Consider the following 18,873-nt stretch of genomic DNA (forward strand, 5'->3'; position numbering starts at 1 on the left):
CCCGTCCGGCAGCTGCCGGCGCCGGCGGTCCGCGCCCCGGTTCACCCCGTCCGGGCATGATGCCCAACAGGACCGAACGTCCCGCAGCCCCCGGCCGCGGAAACGACCGTCCCGGCGGAGCAGGCAGGGGCCGTCCGGGTGCCCCCGGCGCAACGCCGGGTGCCGCACCAGGCGGCGCTCCCGCCGGAGGAGGCTTTGGCAAGGGCGGCCGCGGCCGCGGCGGCACCCAGGGTGCCTTTGGCAAGGGCGGCGCAGGCCGTGGCAAGCAGCGCAAGTCGAAGCGTGCCAAGCGCCAGGAACTGGAGCAGATGAGCGCTCCATCGCTCGGCGGCGTCAGCGTACCCCGCGGCGACGGCAACACCGTTGTCCGGTTGCGCCGCGGCTCCTCCATCACGGACTTTGCCGACAAGATTGAGGCAAACCCGGCAGCACTGGTGACCGTGCTCTTCCACCTGGGCGAAATGGCCACAGCCACGCAGTCCCTGGATGAGGACACCTTTGCCCTGCTGGGAGCCGAACTTGGCTACAAGGTCCAGGTTGTCTCCCCCGAAGACGAAGAGCGCGAGCTGCTCAGCAGCTTCGACATCGACTTTGAGGCTGAGCTTGAGGCTGAAGGCGACGAGGACCTCGAGGTCCGCCCGCCCGTCGTCACTGTCATGGGCCACGTTGACCACGGTAAAACCCGCCTGCTGGACGCCATCCGCAAGTCGGATGTCGTGGCAGACGAGCACGGCGGCATCACGCAGCACATCGGTGCCTACCAGATCGTGCATGAGCACGAAGGCAACGAACGCCGCATCACCTTCATTGACACCCCCGGCCACGAGGCGTTCACCGCCATGCGTGCCCGTGGTGCCAAGGTCACCGACATCGCCATCCTGGTGGTTGCGGCCGACGACGGCGTCATGCCCCAGACTGTTGAGGCGCTCAACCACGCCCAGGCAGCCAACGTGCCGATCGTCGTCGCGGTCAACAAGATTGACAAGGACTCGGCAAACCCGGAGAAGATCCGCGGCCAGCTGACCGAATACGGCCTGGTGCCCGAAGAATACGGTGGCGACACCATGTTCGTGGACGTCTCTGCACGCAACGGCATCAACATCGAGGAACTTCTCGAAGCGGTGCTGCTGACGGCCGACGCCGCCCTGGACATGCGCGCCAACCCGAACAAGGACGCCCGCGGCATCGCCATCGAGGCGAACCTGGACAAGGGCCGCGGTTCCGTGGCCACCGTTCTGGTTCAGTCGGGCACCCTGCATGTCGGTGACACGATCGTTGCCGGTACCGCCCACGGCCGCGTCCGTGCCATGTTCGATGAGAATGGCGACATCATCAACGAGGCCGGCCCGTCGCGTCCGGTCCAGGTGCTGGGCTTGTCCAACGTGCCCCGCGCCGGTGACACCTTCTTTGTCACGGGAGATGAGCGCACGGCCCGCCAGATCGCTGAAAAGCGTGAAGCTGCGGACCGCAATGCCGCCCTGGCCAAGCGACGCAAGCGCATCAGCCTGGAAGACTTCGACCAGGCCGTTGCCGACGGGAAGGTTGACACCCTCAACCTCATCCTCAAGGGTGACGTGTCCGGTGCCGTCGAGGCCCTGGAAGACTCGCTGCTCAAGATCGACGTCGGCGAAGGCGTGCAGCTGCGCGTCATCCACCGCGGCGTCGGTGCCATCACGCAGAATGACGTCAACCTGGCCACGGTGGACAACGCCATCATCATCGGGTTCAACGTCAAGCCGGCCGAACGCGTTGCCGAACTGGCTGACCGCGAGGGTGTCGACATGCGCTTCTACTCGGTCATCTATGGCGCCATCGATGACATTGAGCTGGCCCTGAAGGGCATGCTCAAGCCCGAGTACGAGGAAGTCCAGCTGGGCACCGCTGAAATCCGCGAAGTGTTCCGCTCCTCGAAGTTCGGCAACATTGCCGGCTCGATCGTCCGCTCCGGCATCATCCGCCGCAACACGAAGGCCCGAGTCCTTCGCGGCGGCAAGGTGATTGGCGACAACCTCACGGTTGACTCGCTCAAGCGCTTCAAGGATGACGCCACCGAAGTCCGCACCGACTTCGAGTGTGGCATCGGCCTGGGCTCGTTCAACGACCTGCAGGTCGAGGACATCATCGAGACGTTCGAGATGCGCGAGAAGCCCCGCGTCTAACGCTCCACGGCCGGCCGGGCGCCCCTCACGGGCGCCCGGTCGGCTTTGCATTCCCATTAAGCTTCCCCAAAGGAGATCATCATGGCTGATTCAGCCCGCGCCGCCAAGCTGGCCCAGCGCATCAAGGTTGTGGTGGCCGAGGGCCTCCGCAGCCGGGTCAAGGACCCGCGCGTCGAAGGCATTACCGTCACCGACGCCCGTGTCACCAACGACCTTCAGCACGCCACCGTCTACTACACCGTCTTCGGCGACGAGACGGCCCAGTCGGAGGCCAAGACCGGCCTGGAACGCGCCAAGGGCGTGCTCCGCGCCGAGGTTGGCAGGAACATCACCGTCCGCCTGACCCCGACCCTGGAGTTCGTGGCGGATGAAGTTCCCGTCAATGCCTCCAACCTTGAGGCGCTGCTCCGCGTGGCCAAGGAACGCGACGCCAAGCTGGCCGAGCTGTCCGCCAATGCCGAGTTCGCCGGCGATGCCGACCCGTACAAGAAGGACGAAGAGGACGCGGACGGGGCGTAATCTCCGCTTGTCGAATCACCTCAGTTGAGGGACGACGTCGGCCGGTCACCTGTGGTTCACAGGTGACCGGCCGCTGTTGCTACTTCAGGCCCATCGTGACCAGGCTGCCCCCGTTCATCTCATCAAGGGCGTTCGTCAGCGCCACGAGGGAATTGCCGCTGACGGCAACGTGGGAGGCCATCATCGCGGGCAGCACCGTGGTGGTGGTGCCGTTCTTGACGGTGCTGACGCCGTCGCCCATGAGATGGGCAACGTAGACGGTGTTGTCCTGCCCCACGGCAACTCCCGTGGGGGCGCCCAGGCCCTCGGCCAGCAGCTGTGTCACGCCGCTTTGCAGCTGGGTCCGGTAGACCTTGCCAATGCCCAGGAGTTCACCCGGCACGCCCGGCAGCACGGTGTAGTACAGCCACTGCCCCTTGACCGCAATGTCGGTCGGAACTGCCTGGGCGTAGTAGGTGTGTCCGAGCATGCACTCCGGCACGTCCATATTCATTTCCTGGGCAACGGCCGCCACCACGGCGGCATCGATCAGGACCGGTTCCGGTGCCAGTGCCTTGACAAGGCTGACCATGCCGTCGTTGGCGACAAACAGGATGTCATTGGCTCCGGCATCACCCACATACACGCCCCCTGCCACGGGGGCTGAGGAATACGGGTGCGAAAACACCTCGCCTGGGGTGGGCCCCATCCAAGGGGCCTCGGCAAGGCATTCCGCCGTCGCGTCACGAACCCCGTAGACGGTGGCACTGTCAGGGTTGTTGGCGGCTTCGAAGTCGCCCAGATCGGCCTGCTGGCGGCTGGTCCCGCTGCCGTCCATGGCCATGAGCCGGGCCGGGAGCAGTTCGGCACCCGGCTCCGGCCCGGATCCCATGTCGTTGTTGAAGTAGTACGTGGTGCCATTTAGATGGGACACGCCGGCAATTTCCTGCCCCGGCTCATTGACCAGGGTGGTCCTTGCGCCGGTGCTGGAGATGCTGGTCAGCATGCCGGCAAAGGATTCGGCGACCAGGAAGCTGCCGTTCGGCCCGAAGGCGACCTTGAGCGGGCTGATCAAATGGGCGGCAACTTCAGTGGCCGGGGCGGGTTGGGGCTTGTTGCCGGGATTGGCGGCTTGGGCCGTTGGGGCGAGGGCGAGGGCCATGGCAAGTGCGCAGGCAGCGCCGATGGCCTTGGGAGCGATTCTCATAAGGGTTTCCTTGGAACGGTGCCCGGTGATGACGGGCTGCGATCAATGGAGGTGGCCCGAAATTGGATACCGCACCTTGTGCACCAGCGACGGACCAGACACCCAAAAGGGTGAACTGGAAATCGCCCCCAGTACATGATTTCCACAGTTAATCGCCGCAGACGCGGCAATTCCAGCCAGCCTATGAGAGATGCATCACACCGTCAAGGGTGAGGCCTGCCGCGGACGGCGGGAACGGGCGCCCATGGGGCGCCGCGGGGTGAGGATATACTTCAAGACGTGCTTTCCGGACTGGTAATCGTTGACAAACCGCAGGGATGGACCAGCCATGACGTGGTGGGCCGAATGCGAAGGCTTGCAGGGACCCGAAAAGTGGGCCATGCCGGCACGCTGGACCCCATGGCGACGGGGGTTTTGGTGGTGGGCGTCAACAAGGCCACCCGTTTGCTCACCTACATTGTGGGAACATCCAAAAGCTACGACGCGACCATCAGGCTCGGCGCCACGTCCATAACCGACGACGCCGAAGGTGAGATCACCCACACCGCCACCACGGCGGCTGTCACGGAAGAGGCCGTCCGGGCAGGGGTGGCCCTGCTCACCGGCCCCATCAGCCAGGTGCCCAGCAGCGTCAGCGCCATCAAGGTCAACGGTGAACGGGCCTACGCGCGTGTCCGTGCCGGCGAAGACGTCCAGCTTGCCGCCCGCCCTGTCACGATCCATTCCTTTGACATCCACGGCATGCGCCGCATCGAAGGGGCCGGGGTGGAGCAATTGGACGTTGACGTCACCGTGGTGTGCTCCTCCGGCACCTACATCCGTGCGCTGGCCCGCGACCTCGGGGCCGGGCTGGGCGTTGGCGGACACCTGACGGCCCTGCGCCGCACCAGCGTGGGGCCGTACACGCTGGCGCAGGCACGCACCCTGGAAGCGCTGGCCGAAAACCTGGAAATGCTTGACATCGCCGAGGCCGCCCGCGCCCTGATGCCCGTCCGTGAGCTGACGGCTGCTGAAGCCGTGGAGCTGTCCTTTGGCCGCCGCATCGCTGCCAGCGCGGACGGGGGCCACACGGCCGACAAGCCTGCCGCGGCCTTTGCGCCGGACGGCGCCCTGGTGGCCCTCCTCGCCGACGCCGGAAAGTACGCCAAGCCCGTGCTCGTGTTCCCGCCTGACCCGGCACCCAAGGGGAGCAACCCCGGTGCCACGGCCGCTGCCCCCGGGGAGGGCGGCCGATGACCATTGACGGATGGTTCATTGCAGGAGCCATCATCGGGCTCGCCTCAACCATCACCTGCGCCGTCGCTGCGGTGATGAAGAAGAAACCCAACGACATCACCCTGCTGGCGCTGGCCGCCGTCGAACTTTTCATTCTGGCCTACGCCGCGGCCTCCGTGGTGCGCCTCGCGAACGGCGGGCACATTGCCGGCCAGCCGTGGGAGTTTTGGGGGTACATCGCCACGGCGGCGGCCCTGCCCGTCGGCGGGTTTTACTGGGCCATGATGGAGCGGACGTTCTGGTCCAACTACGTCATGGGCGCCGTCGGCGTCACCGTGGTGGTCATGATGGCCCGCATGGCCCAGATTTGGTACGGCATCAGCACGCCCGCCTAGCACTTTCAACACAAACTACCCGGAATTGGACCATGAAGAACACCCCCTCCACGCCCGCCGATGACGTGGTGCCCTCCCGCACCACGGGCGCCGGCCGGCTCCTGATCACCGTTTACGGCGTTTTCGCCATCTCCGCCAGCGCCCGCGCCGGTTACCAGATCGCCACGCAATTTGGCGACGCCCCCGTTGCCTACCTGCTCTCCGCCTTTGCCGCCGTCGTGTACATCGCCGCCACCATTTCCCTGGCCAAGCCGGGCCACAAATGGGCCGTGGCCGCGACCGCCGCCATCTGCATTGAACTGCTCGGCGTGCTGGTGGTTGGCGTCCTGAGCCTTCTTGACGCCAAGGCCTTCCCGCACGCCACGGTCTGGAGCATGTTCGGGCAGGGCTACGGCTATGTGCCCCTGGTCCTGCCGCTGATCGGGCTGTGGTGGCTGTACCGGCACCGCGCCGCGGCGTCCCGCTGATGGCCGCCCCAGCCATGGAAGCTGCCCGCCCTGAAATCACGACGCCGGGTCCCCGGCTCAGCGACGGCGCCACCGTGCTGCGCCGGTTCAGTGCGGCCGACGCCGCCGCCTACGCGGCGATTCACCGGGATCCGCTGAACGTACAGTGGGCTGGTTCAGACCCGTCCATGACCGCCGAATCGGCGGCCGTTGCCATTCGGGACCACATCGACACGGGGTGGGACGACGGGCGCTCCCTGCGGTTTGCCGTGGAGGAACTGGTGGACGGAAATGCGGCCGTGGTTGGCACGGTCAGTGTCCACGATGTGCTCCGCACGGCCAGCGGTGGCTCGGCTTCCGTGGGGATCAAGATGCTGCCCGCCGGGCGAGGGCAGGGGAGTGCGGCCCGGGCCATCCGCCTGCTGTGCGGATATGCCTTTGGCACCCTGGGGCTGGACGCCCTGCATTGGCGCGCCACGGTGGGAAACCTCCCCAGCCGGCGGCTTGCAGAACGGTGCGGTTTTGTGCTGGCCGCTGAGATCCCGGGCTACGGCCACGTGGACGGCGGCATCGCCGCAGGCTGGGTGTTCGTGCTGACGGCGGCGCAGTGGCTCGGGGGCCCCTCTGGTGCGGGCCGGTCTGACGCTGGCCGGTCTCATGCGGACCCGGGCGAGGCGGGGCTGCCGGTTCGGGGGCTGGAGCTTGAGCCCGTGGTGCCGCGCCTTTCGGACGGTTCCGTGGTGCTGCGCGCGCTGGCCGACCGCGACGCCCCGCAACTGGTGGAGAACTGCACCGACCCTGACGCCGTCCGCTGGACCACCGTGCCGCTGGGTTACACCAGCGCGCACGCCGCGCACTTCATCGGAACCATCACCCCGGACGGCTGGCGCAGCGGCAAGGTGCTCACCTTCGCCGTTGCCAGCGCGGAAAGCGATGAGTTTTACGGCACCGTGGACCTGCAGTGCAACGATCCGGGCACGGCTTCCATCGGCATTCTGATGGGCACACACGCCCGCGGCACCGGCGCGGCGGAGCAAGCTGTCCGGCTGCTGGCCGGCTATGCCTTCGACCAGCTGAACCTGGGCTACCTGCACTGGCACGCCCTGGTGCCGAACTGGGGAAGTCGGAAGCTCGCGTGGAAACTTGGCTTCCGCCTCGAAGCGGAAGTTCGCGGCGGCTACAACGACCGTGGCACGCCGGGGGACCGGTGGACGCTGTCCCTGGCGGCAGGGGACCCGCGCACGCCGCAGGAACCGTGGACGGGCCCGGACCCGCTGACGCGATAACCTAGGAAGTGCTTCCGCCGGGAAGCAGGTCATGTACGGAATGGGCGAAGGAACAGCAGTGCACATTTGGAACTCCCTGGAGCAGGTTCCGCGCGGTTTTGGGCCCTGCGTGGTCACCCTGGGCAACTTCGACGGGCTGCACCGGGGGCACCAGGAGGTGCTGGAGCAGGTCAAGGCAGTGGCGCGTGAGCGCGGTGCCCTGGCCGTGGCCCTGACCTTTGACCCGCACCCCGCCAGGGTGCACCGGCCGGAGACGGCCCCCGCCCAGATCATGGGGCTGGCGGACAAGCTGGCCGCCATGGAGCAGCTGGGCCTGGACGGCGTCCTGGTGGTGCCCTACACGCTGGAATTCGCCCAGCAGACGCCGGAGGAATTTGTCCGCAGCGTCTTCGTCGACACCCTCGGTGCCTGCACGGTGGTGGTGGGCCATGACGTCCGCTTCGGCAAGGGCAACACCGGGGACCTGGCAACCATGGTGGGGCTGGGCGCCCAACTGGGGTTCGACGTCGTCGTGGTGGACGATGAAGGCCACGACAGGCGCTGGTCCTCGACCTGGGTGCGCGAGGTCCTGGAAAAGGGGGACGTTGACACGGCCGCGCAGGTTTTGGGGCGCTGGCACAGCATGAGCGGGGAAGTGGTGCACGGGGCGGCCCGCGGCAGGGTCCTGGGATTCCCCACGGCCAACCTTTCCCCCGACGCCTGCGGGATCATCCCGGCCGACGGCATTTATGCCGGCTGGCTCACGGATGAACACGGCAAATTGTGGCCGGCCGCCGTGTCGGTGGGCTCCAACCCCACCTTTGCCGGCGTCAGCAGGCAGGTGGAGGCATTTGTCATCGACCGCCCCGAGGAGCCCGTTGAGGCGTTCGACCTCTACGGGCAGCATGTGGTGGTGGCGTTCGTGAAGCGGCTGCGCGGCATGGTGGCCTACACCGGGCCGGAGGCGCTCATCGAACAGATGCACCACGACGTCGCGGAGGCGCGGGACATCCTGGCCCCGGCGCCGCGCTGAGGCGCACCCCACATGCGCCGCTTCGACTTAACGCGCCCTCCTGCCGTAAACTGGGGGACGGGTCCGGCTGCAGTCCGTGGTGGCTGGATTCAACTGTGTTTGGGGACTGCCGGCGTGCCGGCGGGTCCAGATGTGGTTCCACCACGTTCACGGCACCTATGAGGAGTTACCTGTGGCACTTGAAGCCGCTGTAAAGCAAGAAATCATGCAGGCATATGCAACCAGCGAAGGTGACACTGGTTCGCCTGAGGTTCAGATCGCGATGCTCTCACGACGCATCTCGGACCTGACTGAGCACTTGAAGATGCACAAGCACGACCACCACACCCGCCGCGGCCTGATGGCCCTGGTTGGTCGCCGTCGTCGCCTGCTCAGCTACCTGAAGGACACCGACATCACGCGCTACCGTACGCTCATCGAGCGTCTCGGCCTGCGCCGCTAGCATGACCGTGAGGCGGTCTCTCCCAGCCGGGGGAGGCCGCCTTTCACAGCAATGACCCAAGGCAGCAGTGCCTTGTGCCGGTGCGCGTCCGCGCCCGGCGCACCACTTGAGCCAAGCGACTTGCCGCCATCGCGCATTCGCGGTCCTCGGTAGTGGTCTCCGGGAACGGCCTCGCAGCCGGAGCCCGTGGGCCTCGATCGAAGACCGGGTGCTGTACAGGCCCACCAGCAATTTCGGTGGGAGCCTGGGCTGATGGTCCGCCAAGTTCCTTGGAGCAGGGGTATTTGAACACCTACAAGGAAATGGAGGTGACTCTCTATGGAGGGTCCCGAGATTCAGTACGCAGAGGCCGTCATTGACAACGGCCGCTTTGGCAAGCGCGTGGTCCGCTTTGAGACCGGCCGCCTTGCCCAGCAGGCAGCGGGCTCCGCGATGGTCTACATCGACGAAGACACCGTCATGCTGTCCGCCACCACGGCCGGCAAGCACCCGCGTGAAGGCTTTGACTTCTTCCCGCTGACAGTCGATGTGGAAGAGCGCATGTACGCCGCCGGCCGCATCCCCGGCAGCTTCTTCCGCCGCGAAGGCCGCCCGTCCACGGACGCCATCCTGGCCTGCCGCCTCATGGACCGCCCCCTGCGCCCCGCCTTCAAGAAGGGCCTGCGCAACGAGGTCCAGATTGTGGTCACCATCCTGGCGATCAACCCGGACGTGCTTTACGACGTGGTTGCGATCAACGCCTCCTCGATGTCCACCCAGCTGTCCGGCCTGCCGTTCTCCGGCCCGATCGGCGGCGTGCGCGTGGCCCTGGTTGAAGACGGAAACGGCCCCCAGTGGGTTGCCTTCCCGAAGCACTCCGAATTGCAGAATGCAGTGTTCAACATGGTGGTGGCCGGCCGCATTGCCGGCGACGACGTTGCCATCATGATGGTGGAAGCCGAAGCCACGGACAACTCCTGGAACCTCATCAAGGAAGAGGGCCACCAGGCCCCCACCGAGGAGGTCGTGGCCGAGGGCCTCGAGGCTGCAAAGCCCTTCATCAAGGCCCTATGCGACGCCCAGGCCGACCTGGCCGCCCGCGCTGCCAAGCCCACGGTTGAATTCCCCGTCTTCCTGGACTACGAGGACGACGCATACGACGCCGTCAGCGCAGCGTCCGCCGAGAAGCTCGCCGCAGTGTTCTCCATCGCCGACAAGCAGGAGCGCGACGCCGCCTCCGACGCCTTGAAGGACGAGACGGTTGCCGCCCTGGCCGGGGCCTTCGAAGGCCGCGAGAAGGAACTCTCCGCAGCCTTCCGCGCCGTCACCAAGCACGTCATCCGCCAGCGCATCCTCACCGAGCAGATCCGCATCGACGGCCGCGGCCTGACGGACATCCGCCAGCTCACGGCCGAGGTTGAGGTACTGCCCCGCGTGCATGGCTCCGCCATCTTCGAACGCGGCGAAACCCAGATCATGGGTGTCACCACCTTGAACATGCTCAAGATGGAGCAGCAGATTGACTCGCTCTCGCCTGTGACGCGCAAGCGCTACATGCACAACTACAACTTCCCGCCGTACTCCACCGGTGAAACCGGCCGCGTGGGCTCACCCAAGCGCCGCGAAATCGGTCACGGTGCCTTGGCTGAGCGCGCCCTGGTGCCCGTGCTGCCGTCCCGCGAGGAGTTCCCCTACGCCATCCGCCAGGTCTCCGAGGCGCTGGGCTCCAACGGCTCAACGTCCATGGGCTCCGTTTGTGCATCGACCCTGTCGCTGCTCAATGCCGGTGTGCCCCTGAAGGCCCCCGTTGCCGGCATCGCCATGGGCCTGGTCTCCGACCAGGTTGACGGCCAGACCCGCTACGCCGCACTGACGGACATCCTGGGCGCCGAAGATGCTTTCGGCGACATGGACTTCAAGGTTGCCGGTACGTCCGAGTTCGTCACGGCCATCCAGCTGGACACGAAGCTCGACGGCATTCCGGCGTCGGTCCTGGCCGCCGCCCTGAAGCAGGCCCGCGAAGCCCGCCTCCACATCCTCAGCGTGCTCAACGCCGCCATTGACGTCCCGGACGAGCTCTCCGAGTTCGCGCCCCGCGTCATCGCGGTCAAGATCCCCGTTGACAAGATCGGCGAGGTCATTGGGCCCAAGGGCAAGATGATCAACCAGATCCAGGAAGACACCGGCGCCGACATCTCCATCGAAGATGACGGCACGGTCTACATCGGTGCAACGAACGGACCCTCTGCCGAGGCCGCACGTTCAGCGATCAACGCCATCGCGAACCCGCAGGTTCCCGAAATTGGCGAACGCTACCTGGGCACCGTCGTCAAGACCACCACGTTTGGCGCGTTCATCTCGCTCACGCCCGGCAAGGACGGACTGCTGCACATCTCGGAACTGCGCAAGCTCTCCGGCGGCAAGCGCGTTGACAATGTCGAGGACGTGGTATCCGTCGGCCAGAAGATCCAGGTGGAAATCACCAAGATCGACGACCGCGGCAAGCTGTCCCTCTCCCCGGTGGTTGCCGAGGAAGAAACCGCTGACGAGGCTGTTTCCGAAGGCGCTGCTGAGTAATTCATGGCAATCACCCTTTTGCCGCTGACTTCCGCCGCGGACGGTTCGGCACAGCCCGACTCCACACTGATCTCGGGGAAGGCCGGAGGCGCCGCCGTGCGCCGCTCCGTCCTCCCCGGGGGTGTCCGGGTCCTGACCGAGTCCATGCCGGGGCAGCGAAGCGCGACAATTGGGTTTTGGGTCGGTGTTGGCTCCCGGGATGAAACCGAGGGCCAACACGGCTCGACCCATTTCCTTGAACACCTGCTGTTCAAGGGCACCCTGCGCCGGACCGCGTTGGAGATCGCCTCCGCCTTTGACGAGGTGGGCGGGGAATCCAACGCGGCCACGGCCAAGGAAAGCACCTGCTACTACGCACGGGTACTGGACACCGACCTGCCCATGGCCATCGATGTCATCGCCGACATGGTCACCTCCGCCGTGCTTGACCCGGCCGAGCTGGAGCAGGAACGCGACGTCATCCTGGAAGAAATTGCCATGGACAGCGATGACCCCACGGATGTCGCCCACGAAAAGTTTGTGGCCGCCGTCATGGGCAGCCACCCCCTGGGGCGCCCCATTGGCGGCACCCCGGATGCCATCAAGGCCGTGCCGCGGGACTCCGTCTGGGCCCACTACCAAAAGCACTACCGCCCTGACACGCTGGTCATCACGGCAGCCGGTGGCCTGGACCACGACGATGTCTGCGCCCACGTGCTTTCCGCACTGCGCACGGCCGGCTGGTCCCTCGACGACGGCGTCGCCCCTGCACCGCGGCGCAGTTCCGCCCGGGCATCAATCACCGGCACCGCTGGGTTGCACGTCCACAACCGGCAGGTGGAACAGGCCAACATCATCCTGGGCTGCCCCTCGCTGAGCGCAACCGATTCCCGCCGCTACGTCATGAGCGTGCTCAACTCCATCCTCGGCGGCGGAATGTCCTCCCGCCTGTTCCAGGAGATCCGCGAAAAGCGGGGTCTAGTCTACTCCACCTACTCCTTCGCTTCCTCCTACGCCGACGCCGGCTACTTCGGCATGTACGCCGGCTGCTCCCCCCAAAAGGTGGGCCAGGTCATCGGCCTGCTCACGGCTGAGCTCGAAAAGCTGGCGTCCGACGGCGTCACCGAGGCCGAGCTGGCCAAGGCATTGGGCCAAATGTCGGGCGGCATCGTGCTGGCCCTTGAAGACACCGGTTCCCGCATGTCCCGCCTGGGCCGCGCCGAACTGGTCTCCGGCGAGTTTGTCGACATCGATGAAACCCTGGACCGCATCCGCGCGGTCACCACCGACCAGGTCCAGGAGCTGGCCCGCGAGCTCGCCGAAGCACCCCGGACGATCACCGTCGTCGGCCCCTTCAAGGAAACCGAAACCTTCGGCCTGTAGCCGCTCCGCTGGTCGAGCCTGCGGGGTGCCCGGCAACGCGGACTCCCTCGCGGGCAGTAAGATTTCCTCGGCCGCGGGCGGCCTCCGAAATCCATGCCCGCTCCGGAAGCCCGTGTTGCCGCGCCTGCCACGGCCGCCGGAGCCGGCATTTTTTGTAGGCGACGTAAAGGAGACCCGCAGGCCGCCCGCGGCCGAGGAGTCGGATAGTCGCCGGAAAAATGCCGGGCCGGCGGCTAGCCACCCGCGAACGGGGGGAGGACGTCCACTATGTCGCCGGGCGCAAGTTCTGTGGCCAGGTCCCTCTGGGAGACCTCGTTGACCAGGAAGCTGCATCGGGTGAGCAGCTCGGACAACGGCGGCGTGCTGGCGGAGGCGGACGCCGGGAACGTGGTTATCAGCAGTTTTGACAGCTCTGCGAGCGTGAATGGACCGGGCTCCAAACCCAGATCCACCTGCTGCTCCTCGACGCCGGTGGCGGCTGCTGCGGCGGCAAAAAATCGTACGTCCATTCTCATCCTCCGATGGCACTCATGCTGCGGTCGGGCTGGACAAAGTCGGCATCGCCCAACCCGGGGTGGCCCATGCCGTGGGCGCGGGGCTTCGCCCACATGGCGTCCTGCCAGCGCTCGGCAACGGCGTCGTCGTCGGCCGGCGAGGAACCGGCACGGAGCAGGGCCAGCAGGTCGACTTCCGTCCTGGAAAAGAGGCAGCTCATCACCTTCCCCTCGGCCGTGATGCGGGTGCGCCGGCAGTCGGCGCAAAAAGGCTCCGTCACGGAGGCGATGATGCCCACCGTGCCCAACAGCGTGGGCGAGCCGTGACGACGGACCTCAAAGCGTTCTGCCGGGGCGCCGTCGCGGGCGCGCGGATCCGGGACCAGCTCGAAGCTGGCGGCGAGGAGCTCCCTGATTTCTGCGGCGGTGATCATGCCGTCCCGGGTCCAGCCGTGATCGGCATCCAGTGGCATTTGCTCAATGAAGCGCAGCTCGTAGCCCCGCTCAAGGCACCAGCCCAGCAGTTCCGCGGCATGGCCCTCATTGACGCCGCGCAACAGCACCGCATTGACCTTGATGGGGCGCAGCCCCGCGGCATCGGCAGCCTCGATCCCGGCCAGGACCTGGTCCAGGAACGGCCGGCGCGTCAGCTGCAGGAAGGCGTCGTGGTGCAGGGTGTCCATGGAAACATTCAGGCGCGACAGCCCGGCGTCGGCCAGGGCCTGTGCCTTTCCGGCCAGCCCCACGCCGTTGGTGGTCAGCGAAATGGGCAGGGACGGGTGGTTGCGCCGCAGGGCTGCGATGATCTCCACCAGGTCCGCCCGGACCAGCGGCTCCCCGCCTGTCAGCCGGAGCTCGCGCACGCCCAACCGGTCCACGCCCAGGCCCACCAGGCGTACGATTTCCGCCGCCGTCAGCAGTTTGGCCTTGGCCAGCCAGGCCAGGCCCTCGGCGGGCATGCAGTAGCTGCAGCGCAGGTTGCATTTGTCCGTCAGCGACAGGCGCATGTCCGTGGCCACGCGGCCAAATTGGTCCACGAGCCCGGATCCAGGGGCGCCGGGCCGTGGTGCAGCGCCGGGCCGCGGCGCAGCGTCGTCCGCCGGGCCTCCAACCATGCCCGGCGCGCCGGGTGGGGCGGCCGGCATGCCGAGTGAAACGCGTTCCGTGTTCATGCCACCACGCTAGCCCATTGCCGCGGTTTGGGCGCCTGGGGCGCTTTGTGGTCCACGCAAAACTAGAATTGTGACACGGGCTGCCGGACAGGGGCCCGAATGGAGAGGTTGCCATGGAATTGCGTCGTTACTGGGGATTGGCCGGGGTGGTCTGCGTGGGCGTGGGCGTAGCGGCCGGCGAATTGCTGGCTGCGCTGCTCAGCCCGTCGGACTCGCCCGTCACCGCCGTGGGCCAGGTGGTCATTGGAATGCTGCCCGGCGGCACGAAGGAATGGGCCATCCACCTGTTCGGCACCTGGGACAAGACGGTTTTCCTGACCACCATGGTGGTGCTCATGGCGCTGCTGGCAGCCGCCGCAGGGCTGCTGGAGCGCCGGTTCAGGGGCGCCGGCCTGGTCCTTGTGGGTTTGTTTGGTGTGGCGGGCATCGCCGCCGTGGCGAGCCGGCCCGACACCACGCCGCCTGCCTACTTCGCACCGGTGCTTGCCGCCGGGGCGGCGATGGGACTGCTGGCCTGGGTGCGTGGACGTTTTCTCAACAATGGCCCAGCGGGCGCCCGGCCGCCGCGGCGTGGTGGCCTGCCGGCCGCCCAGGCCCGGCCAACAAGCCGCCGCACCTTCCTGGCGTATATGGGTGGCGGTGCCGTGATCGCTGTCCTGGCCGGCGGCGCTTCGACCCTGTTCCGCCAGGCCGCCGTGGCCGTCGCGGATGTTCGCGCCAAGGTCCGCCTGCCCCTGCCGGCCAAGGCCGCCCCGCCCATCCCTGCCGGTGCCCGGCTTGACGTTCCCGGCATTTCGGCACTGGTCACCGATCCCAACAACTTTTACCGGATCGACACGGCCCTGGTGGTTCCCGCGGTGAACTCGGACAGCTGGACCCTGAAGGTGACGGGCATGGTGGAGCGTGAAGTCACGATGACTTTCGCCGAGCTGCTGGCCAAGCCCATGGTTGAGATGTACGTGACCATCGGCTGCGTGTCCAACGATGTCGGCGGGGGGTTGGTGGGCAATGCCCGCTGGCTGGGCTGGCCCGTCCGCGAACTCCTGGCCGAGGCAGGCGTCAAGCCGGGGGCCGACATGGTCCTGTCGACCAGCACCGACGGGTTCACCGCCGGCACGCCGCTGGAGGCCATGACGGACGGGCGCAGCGCCATGATCGCCGTGGGCATGGACGGTGCGCCGCTCCCGCTGGTCCACGGCTACCCCGCCAGGCTGGTGGTCCCCGGGCTCTATGGCTATGTGTCCGCCACGAAATGGCTGGCGGAGCTGAAGGTGACCACCTTTGCGGCCGACCAGGGCTACTGGACGCCCCTGGGCTGGAGCGCGCTGGGGCCCATGAAGACGGCGTCGCGCATTGACACGCCCCGCAACCAGGGCCGGCCGGCAGCCGGTCCACTCACGGCAGCCGGGGTGGCGTGGTCCCCAACGCGCGGCATCTCCGCCGTGCAGGTCCAGCTCGACGGCGGCCCGTGGCAGACGGCCACCCTCGCCGAGGCGCTCAACAAGGACACGTGGGTGCAGTGGAAGGCGCCGCTGGTGGCCGGTGCGGGGCACCATGAGCTCAAGGTCCGCGCCGTTGACGGCTCCGGAACCGTGCAGACGGCGGACATTGCCCCGCCCGCCCCCAACGGGGCCACCGGCTACCACACGGTGCAGTTCACGGCCGCGTAAACCGGTCCGCCGCACTTTCCCGCAGCCGCTCACCTAGGATGGGAAGAGGACCACATCCACGCGCAGGGCCGGGAGGAAACGCTGATGAGAAGGACTGTCGCCGAACACCACAAGGCCGTCCGGGAGCTGCTTGCCGGAGCCTGGCTGGACCCGGATTCCACGCTGAAGAACGACGCCGGCACCCGGGTGCCGCTGATGGAGTCGCTGGGGCGGGTGCTGGCAGCGGAGCTGGTTGCCCCGGTTGACCTGCCGCCCTTTGCCAACTCGCAAATGGACGGCTTTGCCATTTGGGCCGACCCTGCCGACGATCAACCTGGAAACGTTGTTTCCGGGAAATCAACCACTTACCTAACGGCCGCCACCATCCCGGCAGGCTTTGTGCCGGACAGCCTCGCGCCCGGCCGGGCCGCCCCCATCATGACGGGAGCCATGATGCCCCAGGGGGCCAACGCCGTCGTGCCCGTGGAACAGGCGGTGCCCGCCCGCTTCCCGGGACCGGGGGAAAAGGTTGGGCTGCCGGCCACGGTGCCCGGCGCCTTTGTCCGGCAGCAGGGCAGCGACCTGCCCGCCGGCAGCGTGGCCATCCCGGCGGGGACGTTGCTGAACGCCGCCCACCTGGGGCTTGCGTCGGCGCTGGGCTGCACGGGGCTGGTGGTGCGCCGGCGGATGCGCGTGCTGCTGGTGACCACGGGGGATGAGGTGCTGCTGCCCGGTGACCCCCGTGCCGCCGGCGGGCTGCCGGCAGGCAAAATCTTTGACGCCAACATGGCGCTGCTGCGGGCCAAGCTGCTCGAGGCGGGCGTGGAGGTGGTCCTGGCCCCCGTGGTGGAGGACAAGCCGCACGCGCTGCTGGAGGCCCTGGACCAGTTCGTGGAACCGGGCGGCGAGTCACGGCGCGACCGGGTCGACCTGATCCTGTCGACCGGCGGCATCAGCGCGGGCGCCTTCGAAGTGGTGAAACAAGCCCTGGACGGATTCGACGTCGAATTTGTCCAGCTGGCGCTCCAGCCCGGTGGACCGCAGGCCATCGGCAGCTACAAGGGCGTGCCGTTCCTTGGTTTTCCCGGCAATCCGGTCAGTGGCGTGGTGTCCTTTGAACTGTTCCTGCGCCCCGTGCTCAGCGAACTGCTGGGAGCGCCCGTGCTGCGCCGCCGCGTGCTGGCCACCCTGGCCCACCCGATGTCCTCGCCCGCGGGAAAGCACCAGGTGCGGCGCGGCATTTACGAGGGACCGGAATTCGAGTCCGCCGCGTCCGTCCGCGAGGTTGGCGGGCCGTCCTCCCACCTGCTGGGTGCCCTCGCCCAGGCAAACGCGCTCATCCAGGTGCCTGCCGGTGTCACGGAACTACACGCCGGTGCAAAAGTGGAAGTATGGCTGTTGTGAATGAATCCCAGACCCCGGAATTGACCCACCTGCGAAGCGACGGCACGGCCCAGATGGTGGACGTGTCCGCCAAGCCGGTCACCGTGCGCGAGGCCACGGCAACCGGCACCGTCCACACCACCACGCAGGTCATGGAACTGCTGGGCGCCGGCCGTCTGCCCAAGGGCGACGCCCTGGCCGTGGCGCGGGTGGCCGGCATCATGGGCGCCAAAAAGACTTCTGAACTTATTCCCCTGTGCCACCCGCTGCCCATCTCCAAGGTCACAGTGGATTTTGTCCTTGGAGCCTCCGCCGTGACTGTGTCGGCAACGGTCAAGACGCGCGGCGTCACCGGCGTCGAAATGGAAGCCCTGACCGCCGTGTCCGTTGCCGCCCTGAGCGTGTACGACATGGTCAAGGCCGTGGACAAGCACGCCGTCATTTCCGGCATCCAGGTCCTGGCCAAGAGCGGCGGCAAAAGCGGGGACTGGTCCGTGGCCGGTGCCGCGGGCGAAACCGGCCCCTTGGCCGGAAGCCACCCGGGGCCCCTGGCCGGTCCGGACGTGCGGGCATGACTGCCTGCGAACCCGGCACCGGGCCAGGCACGGCGGGCGTGGTGATTGCCTCCACCCGGGCAGCCTTGGGCGTGTATGGGGACAAGACCGGCCCCGTCATCGTTGACTGGCTCCGAGAGCACGGCTTCGAGGTCTCGGAACCGATTGTGGTACCGGACGGCCCTCCCGTGGGCGCGGCGCTGCGGGCACTGCTCACGCAGGGCCCCGCCGTCGTACTGACCAGCGGCGGCACCGGACTCAGTCCCACCGACCAGACGCCGGAGATGACCCTGCCGCTGCTGGAGCGGGAGGTGCCCGGCATCATGGAGGCCATCCGGGCGGCCGGACTGGCCAAGACCCCGATGGCCGCCCTGAGCCGCGGGCATGCCGGCACGGCCGGGCGCACGCTGATCGTCAACCTGCCCGGCTCGCCCAAGGGCGTCATGGACGGGCTGGCAGTGCTGTCCCCGATCATTGGGCACATTTGCGAACAAATAGGCGGCGGCCATGGGCATTAATGCGCAGGTTGTTTACGCCGGATTGAGCGCCGAACCCATTTCCGTGGACAGGGCGATTGCGGCTGTGGAATCAGACACAGCCGGGGCCGTGGTCAGCTTCAGCGGCGTGGTCCGCAACCACGACGGCGGCAAGGACGTGCTGCGGCTGGCTTACAGCGCCCACCCCCTCGCCAAAAGCGTGCTGCGCGAACTGGTGGCGTCCCTCGTGGAAGGGGCGGCCGATCCTGACGGCCATCCCGTGCGGATCTGGGTGGCCCACCGCGTGGGGCCGCTGGGGATTGGCGAACCCGCACTGGTGTGCGCCGTGGCCTCCTCGCACCGGGCCGAGGCCTTTGAGCTGTGCTCGGCCCTGGTGGAGCGGGTCAAGGCCGAGGTGCCGATCTGGAAGGAACAGTTCTACGCCGACGGCACCGTTGAGTGGGTGGGCGCCGGCGCCCTGCCCGGCGCTGCGCCTGACGCGCCTGCCACGTCTGCCGCACCGGCCGGGCAGCCGGAGAAACACGCACCCGAAAGCCAGTAAAGTTG

General features: G+C 67.5%; 17 protein-coding genes and 1 pseudogene. 15 read left to right on the forward strand and 3 right to left on the reverse strand.

The features are described from left to right. Positions 1–2,159: translation initiation factor IF-2 (gene infB, locus LPN03_RS03505; protein ID WP_262453150.1), on the forward strand; the 2,159-nt coding region annotated here is incomplete at its 5' end. 81 nt (positions 2,160–2,240) lie between these two features. Continuing rightward, positions 2,241–2,678 carry a 30S ribosome-binding factor RbfA gene (gene rbfA, locus LPN03_RS03510; protein WP_165180028.1) on the forward strand — a complete coding sequence of 146 codons (438 nt, stop codon included), beginning with the start codon at positions 2,241–2,243 and terminating at the stop codon, positions 2,676–2,678. Positions 2,679–2,757: 79 nt separating this feature from the next. On the opposite strand, the gene LPN03_RS03515 is transcribed toward rbfA, so the two are convergent. Then, a complete protein-coding gene (locus LPN03_RS03515; protein ID WP_262453151.1) occupies positions 2,758–3,864 on the reverse strand; it encodes a ScyD/ScyE family protein in 1,107 nt (368 codons plus the stop codon). A gap of 279 nt (positions 3,865–4,143) precedes the next feature. Between LPN03_RS03515 and truB the strand changes: the two genes are divergently transcribed. The 8 genes from truB to LPN03_RS03555 all read left to right on the forward strand — a co-directional run bounded on the left by truB (position 4,144) and on the right by LPN03_RS03555 (position 12,578). Next, complete coding sequence (gene truB, locus LPN03_RS03520; RefSeq protein ID WP_262453152.1) at positions 4,144–5,100, forward strand: tRNA pseudouridine(55) synthase TruB; 957 nt, start codon at positions 4,144–4,146, stop codon at positions 5,098–5,100. Further along, complete coding sequence (locus LPN03_RS03525; RefSeq protein ID WP_262453153.1) at positions 5,097–5,474, forward strand: hypothetical protein; 378 nt, start codon at positions 5,097–5,099, stop codon at positions 5,472–5,474. The genes truB and LPN03_RS03525 overlap by 4 nt, the downstream gene beginning before the upstream one ends. A 32-nt stretch (positions 5,475–5,506) precedes the next feature. Next, positions 5,507–5,941 (forward strand): hypothetical protein, encoded by a 435-nt coding sequence (locus LPN03_RS03530; protein WP_165180024.1) that lies wholly within the window; start codon positions 5,507–5,509, stop codon positions 5,939–5,941. After that, the gene (locus LPN03_RS03535; protein WP_262453154.1) at positions 5,941–7,206 is read left to right on the forward strand and encodes a GNAT family N-acetyltransferase; all 1,266 of its coding nucleotides are present in this window, start codon (positions 5,941–5,943) and stop codon (positions 7,204–7,206) included. Before LPN03_RS03530 ends, LPN03_RS03535 begins: the two co-directional genes overlap by 1 nt. Before the next feature lie 58 nt (positions 7,207–7,264). Then, a complete protein-coding gene (locus tag LPN03_RS03540) occupies positions 7,265–8,218 on the forward strand; it encodes a bifunctional riboflavin kinase/FAD synthetase (protein ID WP_262453155.1) in 954 nt (317 codons plus the stop codon). 172 nt (positions 8,219–8,390) lie between these two features. Then, positions 8,391–8,660, forward strand: coding sequence for a 30S ribosomal protein S15 (gene rpsO / locus LPN03_RS03545; protein ID WP_165180022.1), 270 nt, complete (start codon positions 8,391–8,393; stop codon positions 8,658–8,660). Between the two features lie 318 nt (positions 8,661–8,978). Beyond that, positions 8,979–11,216 (forward strand): polyribonucleotide nucleotidyltransferase, encoded by a 2,238-nt coding sequence (locus tag LPN03_RS03550; protein WP_262453156.1) that lies wholly within the window; start codon positions 8,979–8,981, stop codon positions 11,214–11,216. 3 nt (positions 11,217–11,219) lie between these two features. Next, entirely contained in the window at positions 11,220–12,578 is a 1,359-nt protein-coding gene (locus LPN03_RS03555; protein WP_262453157.1) for a M16 family metallopeptidase, read from the forward strand. Between the two features lie 233 nt (positions 12,579–12,811). Here the strand turns inward: LPN03_RS03555 and LPN03_RS03560 are convergent, their stop codons facing one another. Together LPN03_RS03560 and moaA are read right to left on the reverse strand one after the other, a co-directional pair. Continuing rightward, positions 12,812–13,087 carry a MoaD/ThiS family protein gene (locus tag LPN03_RS03560; RefSeq protein ID WP_262453158.1) on the reverse strand — a complete coding sequence of 92 codons (276 nt, stop codon included), beginning with the start codon at positions 13,085–13,087 and terminating at the stop codon, positions 12,812–12,814. Positions 13,088–13,089: 2 nt separating this feature from the next. After that, positions 13,090–14,187: a GTP 3',8-cyclase MoaA gene (gene moaA, locus LPN03_RS03565; RefSeq protein ID WP_410468554.1), complete on the reverse strand. Its 1,098-nt coding sequence runs from the start codon at positions 14,185–14,187 to the stop codon at positions 13,090–13,092. Positions 14,188–14,357: 170 nt separating this feature from the next. Here moaA and LPN03_RS03570 point away from each other — a divergent pair, with 170 nt between their 5' ends. The 5 genes and pseudogenes from LPN03_RS03570 to LPN03_RS03590 form a co-directional block, all read left to right on the forward strand. Continuing rightward, the gene (locus LPN03_RS03570) at positions 14,358–15,914 is read left to right on the forward strand and encodes a molybdopterin-dependent oxidoreductase (protein WP_262453160.1); all 1,557 of its coding nucleotides are present in this window, start codon (positions 14,358–14,360) and stop codon (positions 15,912–15,914) included. Between the two features lie 84 nt (positions 15,915–15,998). Beyond that, positions 15,999–17,297, forward strand: a complete 1,299-nt coding sequence (gene glp / locus LPN03_RS03575) for a gephyrin-like molybdotransferase Glp (RefSeq protein WP_262453161.1) — start codon at positions 15,999–16,001, stop codon at positions 17,295–17,297. Continuing rightward, positions 17,285–17,851 carry a cyclic pyranopterin monophosphate synthase MoaC gene (moaC, locus tag LPN03_RS03580; protein ID WP_262453162.1) on the forward strand — a complete coding sequence of 189 codons (567 nt, stop codon included), beginning with the start codon at positions 17,285–17,287 and terminating at the stop codon, positions 17,849–17,851. The genes glp and moaC overlap by 13 nt, the downstream gene beginning before the upstream one ends. Next, positions 17,848–18,348, forward strand: coding sequence for a molybdenum cofactor biosynthesis protein B (locus tag LPN03_RS03585; protein ID WP_262453163.1), 501 nt, complete (start codon positions 17,848–17,850; stop codon positions 18,346–18,348). The genes moaC and LPN03_RS03585 overlap by 4 nt, the downstream gene beginning before the upstream one ends. Further along, positions 18,338–18,784: pseudogene (locus LPN03_RS03590) on the forward strand (molybdenum cofactor biosynthesis protein MoaE); the annotation flags it as partial. The gene LPN03_RS03585 and the pseudogene LPN03_RS03590, both read left to right, overlap by 11 nt. Positions 18,785–18,873 lie beyond the last annotated feature (89 nt).

It is taken from the genome of Arthrobacter sp. A2-55, from assembly GCF_025548615.1.
Classification (GTDB): domain Bacteria; phylum Actinomycetota; class Actinomycetes; order Actinomycetales; family Micrococcaceae; genus Specibacter; species Specibacter silviterrae.